Here is a 12,040-nt window from a genome sequence, read left to right as displayed (position 1 = left end):
CAAAAGATGAAACTGATACTTAAACTCTAAACTTATTTACATTCCCTACTGTAACAGTATATTTCCTAAATGTCAACGATAAAGGGTTAATCGGCCCAATAAACTCAATAATCATCGCCACGGATTATAGAATCGACCCTGATTAACAAAAAATAGATAGATTGTCACGACTACTAGAGCAAGAATAAATAGCAAGACAGCGTAATCTATTCTCTGTAGAGGCTGTTGGGTATACCATGTTCTTTTTTTATTCTTTCCAAAACGCCGCAATTCCATAGCCGTTGAAATCGTATCAATCCTCTCCAAGGAGCTGAAAATCAGAGGAATGACAAGGGATAGATTCCCTTTTATACGATCCATCAATTTTCCTTTCCTAGACAATTCCAAACCACGCGCTTCTTGAGACATTCGAATCGTATAAAACTCTTCTTGAATATCTGGAATATAGCGCATGGTCAAACTGACTGCGTAAGCAACTTTGTAGGATACCCCAATTTGATTCAAGCTGGAAGCAAACTGGCTAGGATGAGTTGTCATGAGAAAGATAATCGCTAAAGGAACTGTACAAAAATACTTCAAGAGAAGATTTACCAGATAAAATGCTTGCTGACTCGTCAAGGAATAAACTCCCAGACCTGATAGCAAGGGAGTATCTGCTCCGTAAAGTTCCACTCCATACCGTGGTGCAAACAAGTGAACCATCAGGGCATTCATTGCAGCAAAAATGATCGTCAGAATTAAAACAAGAGAGATTTCTTTATAACGAATCCCTGACATTTTGAACAAGGCTAGAGAAAATACTGCGATAAAAAGAACCAAGCGGGTATCGTAAGTAATCATAGCAAGAATGGAAACTATGAGAAAAAAGAGTAATTTACTGACAGCCGATAAACTATGAATAAAGCCAGTTCCTGGATGGTAACCAATTAGTTTTTGTTGACTCATCTTCCTCTCCTTTCTTCCTGCATATAAAACATGGTTAATTCTAAAGGATTAACTCCCAACCTCTCCGCCAAGTGAAAAATTGATGTTTCTTTTAAATTGGCTCGCTCAATCACCGTATCATCAGATAAAATTTCTGCTGGACTTGCATCTTCAATAATCTGCCCATCCACCACAACAACAGCTCTATCTGAATAATCTAGCATGAGTTGCATGTCATGGGTAATCATGACAATGGTATGCCCTTGAGCATTTAATTGGTCCAAAAACTCCATCATTTCCCGATAATGCCGTTGATCTTGTCCTGCTGTTGGCTCATCTAGCAAAATAATTTCTGGATTGAGAACCAAGATAGATGCTATCGTTACCCGTTTTTTCTGCCCATACGAAAGTGCCGAAATCGGCCAATTACGAAACGGATACAGGCCACATACCTTCAAGATATGGTGAACTCGGTGTTTGATTTCTTCTTCTGTCATCCCTCGCATGCGCAAACCAAGGGCAACCTCATCAAAGATCATCGTTTGGCTAATCATTTGGTTGGGATTCTGAAGAACATAGCCAATCCGTTCTGCTCGCTCTTTAACAGAATCTTCTTTGATTGACTGCCCCTTCCAGAGAATCTCACCCTTACCCTGAATAAAACCACAAAGCACCTTGGCTAAAGTAGATTTCCCAGCACCATTTTTTCCAACAATAGCTAGACGTTCCCCCTTATGAATCGTCAGTCGAATGTCTGTAAGAACTTGTTTATTAGGATAGGAAAAATGAAGATGCTTGACTTCTAACAAAGCCTCTTTCTCTCCATTTTCAAAGTGTAGAGTCGGTAGGGATGCTATATTCAAAGCCTCAATATCAATTTCCCAAACTGAGGAGAGATGTTCTGACTGCGCAATCGGATATCCTAAGGCGCGAAGAGTCGATAGATATAAGGGTTCACGGATGCCGTTTTCCTGTAACAATGAGGTACGTAATAAATCATCAGGTCCTCCATTGAACAAAATCCGACCGTCATTAATCAATACAACTCGGTCCACCTGACGATACAGTACGTCCTCTAAACGGTGTTCGATAATAATGGTTGTGGTCCCTTCTTGCTTGTGCAGACGGTCAATCAAATCAATCGTATCTTGGCCCGATTTGGGATCTAAATTAGCAAGTGGTTCATCAAATAACAAAATAGGACTCTCATCAATAAGAACTCCGCCCAGACTGACACGTTGCTTTTGACCTCCAGATAAATCTTGTGGTCGATGTACCAGCAAATCGGTCAAAGACAGTCTTTCTGCCCAATCCCCTACTTTTTGCTTCATCACCACCTGGCTTTCCATGTCGTTTTCCAAGGCAAATGCTAGGTCCTCGGCAACTGATAAGCCAATGAATTGACCATCTGTGTCTTGAAGAACCGTTGATACGAGCAAGGACTTATCATAAACTGAAAGATTAAAAACTTCCTGACCATCCAATAGTAAACTTCCGCTATGTTCTCCCTTGTAAATATTGGGAATAATCCCATTAAGACATTGTCCAATCGTCGACTTTCCTGAACCAGATGGACCAATAATCAGAACTTTCTCTCCCTGATAAATCGTTAACTGAATGTCTTTTAAAGTGGGTTCCTGTTGCGCTTGGTATCTAAATGTAAAATCTTTAAACTCAATGATTTTTTTCATAGGACTATTATAGCGTAAATTGACTCTGAAAAAAAGGAAGAATCATCAGTTTCTCCCTTTTCAAATACCTTCATCCATGATTCTAGAGCAGATGAATTCTACCTTCTTACCTCACAATCACATTAAAATGATGCCCATCAAGGTCCGTAAAACTTGCTCCATAAAAGCCATGGGCATCTGTCGAGCGATCTGCAATTTGCCCACCATTTGCTTCAACACGCTCGATAAGTCTATCCACTTCTTCCCTACTCGCCACATTAAGCGAAATCAAGACTTCATCTCCTTCTCTTTTCTAATTGATAGGCTTCGTATAGAATGGACTGAAAAAATATAAAGAATTCTGATTGCAAAAAAAAATTGCACTGATTTTTCAATGCAATTTTGGTATTACTAAGCATTTGCTGGAGTCAGAGTTTCCCCAATCGCTTCCAAGCGTTCTGCCCATTCTTGACGAGTCAAGCCGCTTTCAGAAATGTAACGGTTGCGCTCATGAGCACGGCATTCAGCTGAACAGCCACGAACATACTTGTGCTCATTCTCTTCTGATGTCAAAATACGACGGTTACAGAATGGATTGCCACAGTTGACATAGCGCTCACATGGTGTGCCATCGAACCAGTCCTTACCAACGACAACTGGGTTAACATGGTTAACATCGACCGCGATACGCTCGTCAAAGACATACATCTTACCATCCCACAATTCGCCACGAACTTCTGGGTCTTTACCATAGGTTGCGATACCACCGTGGAGCTGGCCGACATCCTTGTAGCCTTCACGAACCATCCAGCCTGAGAATTTCTCACAGCGAACACCACCAGTACAGTAAACAACTACGCGCTTGTCCATGAATTTCTCTTTGTTATCACGGACCCATTGTGGCAATTCACGGAAGTTGCGGATGTCTGGACGGATAGCACCACGGAAATGCCCAAGGTCGTACTCGTAGTCATTACGTGTATCCAAAACAACTGTATCTTCGTCCAAGAGAGCTTCTTTGAACTCTTTTGGTGACAAGTAGGCACCTGTTGTTACAAGTGGGTCAATATCGTTGTCAAAGTCGTTGTCTTCCAAACCAAGGTGAACAATTTCTTTTTTATAACGAACAAACATTTTCTTGAAAGCTTGCTCATTTTCTTCATCAATCTTAAACCACAAATCGCTGAACAATGGGTTTGCATGAACGTAGTCCATGTACTTTTGAGTTGTTTCATAATCACCAGAAACAGTACCGTTGATTCCCTCATCGGCAATCAAAATACGTCCTTTGAGTCCGATAGACTTACAGAAAGCTAGATGCTCAGCAGCATAGGCTTCCGCATTTTCAATTGGGACATATTTATAATAAAGTAATACACGAATGTCTTTTGACATGATTTCTCCTTCTCAATCTTTGCAATAGATGATAAAACTCTGTCATTTCTAATAAATGATACCTTACGATTATATCGTTTAGCCCCTCAAAAGACAAAAATCTGAACTGAAAATTTAGAACCTCTATTCGCAGGTTCAGTGCTTATATGTAAAAAATACGGTAACATGGATGACATGCTACCGCATTTATTGAAGGTTCGCTATAACTTCTTAGTCGTCTAATTCTATTTTCAGCTGTCGGAGTTTTTCCAAGGTATCATGTCCGATAAGTTGGTCCACTTTTCGCTTATGGCGTCTAGCAATATTTTCCTTCCATTTATCTTCAATAGGATTATGTGGCTTCTCGATTTTCCTTTGCTCTTTGATTGCTCTTGCCTCCTGCCACTCCACTCCTTCAATAACTTCTTCCCAATAGCTGGCAATGGCAGAGCAGAGATAGAGTTGGACCTTATTCAACCAGTGTCCAAAAAAAGTTTGCGGAGCACTTTCCTCCACTAGCCGATAGGTCCTTTGGATTTCAATAAGTTGACTTTGATATTTTTCCCACTGGAGCATAGCTTTACTCGGCTTTTTTCGATAAAGTTGACGCTGTTTGATTAGAGCTATATACGGTGCAACAAAACGACTCGTCCGTATCTTGATAAAATTTCTGGAGGAGCGAATGGCCACCAGCATGCCTGAGGCCAATAGGCGTTCAACCTCCCTTGCCTGATGATCTGGAAAACGGTAATGGACTTGCCACCCCTCTTCTTCAACCACTAAGCGAATCTGCATCCTACCATTTTGCCAACTCGCCTCCACCTCTTGCTTTTCATCCCATAACTTTTGAAAAAAGAGAAGAAGGTAGTAGCCTTGTTTACTAAGTTCATACCAACTGTTCGTGTGGTAAAGGTAGGTCCGAATCGCTCCTTTCATATAAAATTCGCCATGGAAATCATAAAAAGTTGGCTGTTTATATGTAGATTGTGATGGGTGGTTACTAACTCGGAAAACCTTATAATAATAACTATTCCAAAGAATGCATCCATAAATTGATTTCGTCGTTTTCGATTGATAAAGACTTAAAACTTCCTCGTCAGGATTGAGTATAGAATGAATAATCGGTCCCAACTTTTCTTCTGTCCAGACCATACTTCTCCCCTTGAACACATGTTTTCGCTTGTTTTATATTATTATATCATGTATGTGTTTTTTTGTATTAAAAAACCCTAGAATTTTTTCCAGGGAAAATAAAAACTTAATCTTTAGACAAGCTACCTGTCTTCGTTTGAGATTTTGCATAAACAGCCAAAAGGAGCGTCCCTGCAATAGCAACTGTAATACTGTTTACAATACCTGCTACAAGTCCCTGTGCAAAGACCTTATTCGCCGCCTCACTGTAGATAAGAATATCTAAAACTGGGGCAATGACTCCCCAAGCAAGCACATTCGCCGCAATCTGAACAAGGTTAAAGAAAAGAATATCTTTCCCTTCAAAAATCCCTTCTTGAATACGCAGACGTTTTTTGGTAAGACCAACAACCAAACCAAAGACCCCTGATGCCAAAATCCATGACCACCATGGACCGTAAGTCAACGAATCCTTAAGCGTGTGACCAATGAAACCGACCAAGAAGCCAACCACAGGACCAAATACAACTGCCAATAGCGATTGAACAGCGTATTGAAGCTGGATAGAAGTATTTGGGACAAAGGTTGGGATGTTGATAAAATGACCAATAACCACAAAGAGGGCTGCGCCGATACCAGTAGCAACGACTGTTTTGATTGAATTATTTTTCATAACTATCTCCTAAAATTTCTTTAATTACTAATACGTTTGATTTCAATATGCCAATTTTGACCTACACCGACATTATAAGCCTTGGCAAATGAGCCCTGATTAATCGCAACACCTACACGATAGAGGGAATTGATATAAATCAATGGCTGTCCGATTCGTACATCCGCAAAGGACTTGCCATAGGTTACTTGGTTTTGATACACAAGCATGTCGTTATTGTATATGGTCACTTCAAAGCGATCTTCAAACTGCGGTTGCAAGGTGTAAAATTCTTCCCTCGTAATCGAGGTCCAAAGCGAGCCGAATCGAACATCTAGAATATCAATTGCACCTTTTACATAATCTGAACCAACTTCCGTTGGGACTGTTGGAATTTCCACAATCTTATCCACGCTTAATTCTGGACCAACTTCTTCAAAGCTAATGTGTCCAGAAGCCAATTTAGCTCCCGTATAGGCATAAACATCTCGACCATGGAAGGTGTACGAATGTTCTGTATTGGCACGGCGATTGGCCACCTCTGAAATTTCTCGAACCGCCTTTATCCCCACATATTTTTTGATGAAGGATAGCGTCCCATTATCTGGCGTTACAATATAGTGATTTTGTTCGGTCAAAGCTACTACACTCTTACGTTTTGAACCAACTCCTGGATCAACAACCGAAACAAATGTTGTCCCTTCCGGCCAGTATTCGACCGTTTGAAAGAGGCGATAAGAACCTTCAAAGATATTGTACGGAGTAATATCATGTGTTAGATGGTGAACAACTAAATCTCTCGATTCTTGGAGAGCAACACCAATCATCGCTGAAACTGCACCATCAACTAAACCAAAATCTGATTGTAAAACAAGTAAATTATTTGACATATATTCTCCTAATCTTATTACCGTTCTATGATAACAGAAAACCCGTGACCATTCAAATAGATATTTCCAAAGCCTGGCTATAGTTTTTCCTTATACCTCATCTGTCAAGCACTCTACTATCAGCCACCGAAAATTTTTCCATCGTACCTTCTTCGAACTTAAGATAAAATCCCCCACTCTCTAGTTCCAACCAACTATCGTCTTTGAGCAATTGGATACAAAGAAAACTGCCTAGCAGCAGTTCCAATCTCCAACCTTTTAGGACATCCTACGTGCAATGAGAATCGTCTGCCGACGATTTCTATTTCCAACCTTTTAATATAAAAAAAGTGCTACTCTATTTTTAGATAAAAAGAAAACCAGCTGTCGCTGGTTCTCATCTCCAACCTTCTAATAAAAATGACTGTCCCCCGGACAGTCATTTTTATTAGAAGCCATCTACATTCGTGTAGATTTTTTGGACGTCTTCGTCGTCTTCGAGGGCGTCGTAGAGTTTTTCAAATGTTGCGAGGTCATCGCCTTCAAGTGATACTTCTGATTGCGGGATCATTTCAAGTTCAGTGACGTTGAACTCTTGGATTCCTGATTCTTTAAGTGCCACGATGGCCTTGTGCAAATCAGTTGGGGCTGTATAGACAGTGATTGTGCCACCTTCTGCTTCTACGTCATCCACTTCGACATCTGCTTCAAGGAGCAATTCGAAGATGGCGTCTGCATCATCACCTGCAAAGACAACCACACCTTTTTTATCAAACATGAATGATACAGAACCAGATGCACCCATGTTACCGCCGTTTTTACCAAAAGCAGAGCGCACGTTAGCTGCCGTACGGTTTACGTTTGATGTCAAAGTATCAACGATAATCATAGAACCATTTGGTCCAAAGCCTTCGTAACGACCTTCCACGAAGGTTTCGTCTGTGTTTCCTTTTGCCTTGTCAATGGCCTTGTCAATGATGTGTTTTGGAACCTGCGCTTGCTTAGCACGGTCAATAACAAATTTCAGCGCTGAGTTTGTTTCTGGATCTGGGTCACCCTTTTTCGCTGCTACATAGATTTCAACACCAAATTTGGCGTAAACTTTTGAGTTAGCACCGTCTTTTGCGGTTTTCTTGGCTACAATATTGGCCCATTTACGTCCCATGGGGAACCTCCTACATTTTATAAAATCGCTTTATTATACCATAAATGGCAAGGATTGAGAAGATTTTTAAAATCTTCTTCACTATACAGTTGACATGTATAGTTTTCCGATATATAATATATAGCACAACTGTACATTTGAACTACATAGGAGAAGCCAAATGAAAAGGAACAAGCACCTCCCCTTAACGGAGACAACCTACTATATTCTATTAGCCCTCTTGGAACCTGCCCATGGCTACCATATCATGCAAAAAGTAGAAGATATGAGTGATGGTGATGTGAAAATCGCTGCAGGAACCATGTATGGAGCGATTGAGAATCTTTTGAAACTAAAATGGATTTGTTCCGTTCCAAGTTCCGATAAAAGAAGAAAAGTCTATCAAGTAACAGCAACGGGCCAAGAGATTATTAAACTGGAAACACAGCGTATTCAAAAACTACATCATATTACCAAAGAATTAGGTTTTTAAGGAGGAAGCCATGATAAGACACAAATTATTTACCAGTTTACAAGAGGAAGAACATTGGATCAATTCGATTCAATCCGAAGGTTATCAGCTTGTCAAAGTAACTCCGTGGACAGCAGCCTATCATTTTGAAAAATGTAGTCGAACCCCTCATCCCGTACGCCTTGATTTTCATGAACATATTGCAAAAGGAGAATATTCAAATTACCTCTCTCTATTTGAAGACTGTGGTTGGCAACCTATACAAGGTAGTCGTAGATGTGGCATCCATTATTTTCAACAAACAATCGAAACTTCAAGCACAGAAATTTTTTCTGATACCGAATCGAAAAAAGCATTCTATTCACGCTACCAAAATTATGCCTACTCCTATTTCGGATTATTTCTGACTTTATTTTTTATCCATTACCAAGTTGGACTCCAAAATGGATACACACTTTGGAATCCTAAATCCTGGTACCTAACTCCAGAACTATGGGAACGAACTGGTACCAGTTTTTGGTTTGGTTTTCTCTTTGAAACCCCATTCGCATTGTTTAGAAGTGGCATTATTCCCTTATTTTTCCTTGCTTGGTCTATTTATTTCCTCCATATCGCTGAAAAAGGTAAAAAAGAAGCGAAGAAATTAGAAAAATACTGATGGCATACTATCCAAAAGAAAAAGATTGAAAAGAGTTGACTGCAATCATCTTTTCAATCTTTTTTTACTTTTTACAACTCAACTGTCGCAACTTGACTATCTTGACTAACCTGTCCAAGATTTCCAAGGCTGACAGATTTGATTTCAGCAGTATTTGTGAAGGCAACAACGATGGTTGTTTCACGTCCTGCTGAGCGAATGGCATCCAGATCTGCGACAAGGAGCAAGTCTCCTGCTTCAACGCGTTGGCCATCTGTTACCTTAGCTGAGAATGGGGCACCGTTTAGTGCAACCGTATCTAGGCCGACGTGCACCAAGACTTCTACACCCTTGTCAGACAAAATCCCGACAGCGTGTTTGGTTGGGAAGACACTGGTTACGATACCTGAAACTGGTGCGTAAACATTGCCGGAGCTAGGCTCAACTGCATAACCGTCACCCATCATTTTTTGTGCGAAGACCGGATCTTTCACTTCTGTGATGGCAATGGCTTGCCCTTCAGCAACAGAGTAAACTGTCTCCGTCACACCTTTGAACTGAGTCTCAGGAGAAACTTCTTCTGTCGCAACAATTTCCGTACGAGGAATAGCTACGCCAGATTCTAGCAAGTCTTGAATGTCAGATTTGAGTACATCTGCTTTTGGTCCGTAGACTGCTTGAACACCTGAGTCTTTGATAATCAAGCCCATAGCACCAGCCTGTTTCCAAGCATTTTCATCTCCAACCTGTGCCACATCTTTAACACTAACGCGAAGACGAGTCATACAAGCATCCACATCTGCGATATTATCACGACCACCAAGCAAGTTGATGATTTGAACCACTTGTGAATTGGCATCCGCAGTATCTACGTTTGAGTTTGAAACCACATCCGTTGTTTCTGTATCATAGTTACCATTGCGTCCAGCTGTTGCTAGGTTGAATTTCTTAATCATAAAGTTGGCAATGAAGTACATACCAACCGCAAAGAGGGCTGTTACCCAGATAAAGTTAATAACATCCATACCGATACCAGCTTTGATTGCCATCGGTGTACGTGTAAGGAATTCGATATTACCAAATGAGTGCATACGCAAGTTGACAACGTCAGCCATGGCAAAAGCCGCACCTTGTACAAAAGCATAAACGACATAGAGTGGCATTGCTGCAAACATGAACATAAACTCAATTGGTTCTGTTACACCTGTCAAGAATACGGCAAGTGCTGAAGAAATAAACATACCTTTGTACTTATGTTTTTTATCTTCATCCACATTGCGGTACATAGCGTAAGTCAATCCCATCAAAATCCCTGATGAACCAATCATTTGACCAACTTTGAAACGGGCTGGAGTAATGTTTGCAAGAAGATCATTGTACTGAGCCATATCACCAGCGTCTTTGAGGTTGATCAAGTCTGTAATCCAAGCCAACCAGAGCGGATCTTGTCCAAATACTTGTGTACCTGCTTGTGCACCTGTCAAGATGTCATAGGTACCACCAAGTGACGTATAGTTCATTGGAATAGTCAACATGTGGTGCAAACCAAATGGAAGAAGCAAACGTTCCAAGGTACCATAAACAAAAGGTGCAAGAATTGGTGCTGTATCCTGTGAGCTTGCAATCCATTTACCAAAGCTGTTGATTCCTGTTTGAACAACTGGCCAAAAGATAGCTAATCCTAGCGCTACAAGAACTGAGCGATAGATAACCACAAATGGTACAAAGCGTTTACCGTTAAAGAAGGTCAAAACATCAGGTAATTTGCGGTAATTGTAGTATTTGTTATAGGTTGTTGCCCCTACAAAACCAGCGATGATACCAACGAAGACACCCATGTTCAGAGCAGGCTGACCCAAGATGTTGACGAAGTAGCCTGAAACTGGAATCTCTGTTCCAAAAACAGTGGTTACGGTTGCTGCTGCATCTGCAAGCATGTCAGTCGTCACTCCAAAGAAGTGACCTGTAATCAAGTTAATCAAGATAAAAGCAAGACCTGCCGAGAAGGCACCTCCAGCTTTTTCCTTAGCCCAGCTACCACCGATAGCCAATGCAAAGAGCAAGTGAAGGTTTCCGATAATCCCCCAACCGATTTGGGCAATGATATTCCCGATACGAATCAAGAGTTCTGATTCTGGGCTGATTAACGGAATAGAGTTTCCGATAGAAACCATCAGACCTGCTGCAGGCATAACTGCAATCACGACCATTAAACACTTACCGAATTTTTGCCAAAATTCGAAACTAAGAAATTTTTTCATTTTTTCTCCTTTATTTTTTGGCTCTGTGCCATTTTATACATTAATTTCAACTTCCACACCAAAATGGTCTGAAATAATCGGACGATTCTCTCCATTGAAAATCACTAAGCTGGATAAAACTTCCTTTTTCTGATTTAAGAAAATGTAATCCAATCGTTTTTCCTGACTGTGACCAGCCCAGCCATCGATAGCCTTTTCAACCGTAATCCCCTGGTCTTTTTCCATCGCTAGATTGTATGAATCATAAAGCCCGAGCTCTGTAATCGCTTCGTAGGCCTCTCGATCTGAGAAGGCATCGGTATTAAAATCTCCCATGAGAATCTTAAAACGTCTATTGCCAGTCCGTTCCACAATCGTACGAATGTTATCAAGCTGGTCTTCCTCTTCACTCCCCGGAAGATTGATGTGACAAGAATACAGGTCAATCAACTGGTCTTGATAGAAGACCGTCAAGCCCATAATTTTTCGTGATAGGATGGAATCAACAGATTTATTCTGACTACAATAAAATGGATCCACTTCATAAACTGGCAACTTGGTAAGAAAGGCAATCCCTTCTTCGTACTTATCGTAGCCGATATGTGAGTTGCTCCAATAATATGAATAGTCAAATTGTCCCAAGGCTCTTAATTTTTCTAATAAAATCAAGCCATAATTATCCGCCTTCAAGTCTTTCGTTACCAAATCAGCAGTTATGAGCTGATTGACTTCTTGAAGAGCGATGACATCATAAGCCTTTTCAGCTATTGTTTGGGCTAAAACATCTAGTTTTTCATCCTGCCTTTCTTCTAACCAGGCATGGACATTAATTGTTAGTAATTTCATTGCTCCCCCTCTCTCTGAAAATGCGTAACCGTTTTCTTTTATAGGAATAGTATAACGTAAACGTTTGCATTAGTCAATAGC

General features: G+C 40.6%; 12 protein-coding genes. 2 read left to right on the top strand and 10 right to left on the bottom strand.

The window, feature by feature from the left end:
* Positions 1-111 precede the first annotated feature (111 nt).
* The 8 genes from ODU50_RS07340 to ODU50_RS07305 all read right to left on the bottom strand — a co-directional run bounded on the left by ODU50_RS07340 (position 112) and on the right by ODU50_RS07305 (position 7,785).
* Complete coding sequence (locus tag ODU50_RS07340) at positions 112-945, bottom strand: energy-coupling factor transporter transmembrane protein EcfT (protein ID WP_024417011.1); 834 nt, start codon at positions 943-945, stop codon at positions 112-114.
* Complete coding sequence (locus ODU50_RS07335) at positions 942-2,615, bottom strand: ABC transporter ATP-binding protein (RefSeq protein ID WP_398581381.1); 1,674 nt, start codon at positions 2,613-2,615, stop codon at positions 942-944. The genes ODU50_RS07340 and ODU50_RS07335 overlap by 4 nt, the downstream gene beginning before the upstream one ends.
* 106 nt (positions 2,616-2,721) lie before the next feature.
* A complete protein-coding gene (locus ODU50_RS07330) occupies positions 2,722-2,886 on the bottom strand; it encodes a VOC family protein (protein ID WP_230333937.1) in 165 nt (54 codons plus the stop codon).
* A gap of 119 nt (positions 2,887-3,005) precedes the next feature.
* Entirely contained in the window at positions 3,006-3,989 is a 984-nt protein-coding gene (locus ODU50_RS07325; protein WP_398581380.1) for a rhodanese-related sulfurtransferase, read from the bottom strand.
* A 210-nt stretch (positions 3,990-4,199) separates the two neighbouring features.
* Complete coding sequence (locus ODU50_RS07320) at positions 4,200-5,120, bottom strand: hypothetical protein (RefSeq protein ID WP_398581379.1); 921 nt, start codon at positions 5,118-5,120, stop codon at positions 4,200-4,202.
* Positions 5,121-5,226: 106 nt separating this feature from the next.
* Positions 5,227-5,772: an ECF-type riboflavin transporter substrate-binding protein gene (locus ODU50_RS07315; protein WP_105152858.1), complete on the bottom strand. Its 546-nt coding sequence runs from the start codon at positions 5,770-5,772 to the stop codon at positions 5,227-5,229.
* Between the two features lie 20 nt (positions 5,773-5,792).
* A complete protein-coding gene (locus ODU50_RS07310; protein WP_004194192.1) occupies positions 5,793-6,641 on the bottom strand; it encodes an S-adenosyl-l-methionine hydroxide adenosyltransferase family protein in 849 nt (282 codons plus the stop codon).
* Between the two features lie 427 nt (positions 6,642-7,068).
* Positions 7,069-7,785, bottom strand: coding sequence for a YebC/PmpR family DNA-binding transcriptional regulator (locus ODU50_RS07305; protein WP_105121092.1), 717 nt, complete (start codon positions 7,783-7,785; stop codon positions 7,069-7,071).
* Positions 7,786-7,945: 160 nt separating this feature from the next.
* On the opposite strand from ODU50_RS07305, the gene ODU50_RS07300 reads away from it, so the two are divergent.
* Both ODU50_RS07300 and ODU50_RS07295 read left to right on the top strand, forming a co-directional pair.
* A complete protein-coding gene (locus ODU50_RS07300; protein ID WP_105148068.1) occupies positions 7,946-8,257 on the top strand; it encodes a PadR family transcriptional regulator in 312 nt (103 codons plus the stop codon).
* Positions 8,258-8,267: 10 nt separating this feature from the next.
* The gene (locus tag ODU50_RS07295) at positions 8,268-8,894 is read left to right on the top strand and encodes a DUF2812 domain-containing protein (RefSeq protein WP_105148069.1); all 627 of its coding nucleotides are present in this window, start codon (positions 8,268-8,270) and stop codon (positions 8,892-8,894) included.
* A gap of 71 nt (positions 8,895-8,965) precedes the next feature.
* On the opposite strand, the gene ODU50_RS07290 is transcribed toward ODU50_RS07295, so the two are convergent.
* Both ODU50_RS07290 and ODU50_RS07285 read right to left on the bottom strand, forming a co-directional pair.
* Complete coding sequence (locus ODU50_RS07290) at positions 8,966-11,134, bottom strand: PTS transporter subunit IIBC (protein WP_105148070.1); 2,169 nt, start codon at positions 11,132-11,134, stop codon at positions 8,966-8,968.
* 33 nt (positions 11,135-11,167) lie between these two features.
* A complete protein-coding gene (locus ODU50_RS07285; protein WP_014637507.1) occupies positions 11,168-11,959 on the bottom strand; it encodes an endonuclease/exonuclease/phosphatase family protein in 792 nt (263 codons plus the stop codon).
* Positions 11,960-12,040 lie beyond the last annotated feature (81 nt).

Source organism: Streptococcus sp. 2020WUSS084 (assembly GCF_044427445.1).
GTDB classification, from domain to species: Bacteria; Bacillota; Bacilli; order Lactobacillales; family Streptococcaceae; genus Streptococcus; species Streptococcus suis.
The sequence above is the reverse complement of the archived record's forward strand: the minus strand, read 5'-3'. Positions and strand labels throughout refer to the sequence as shown.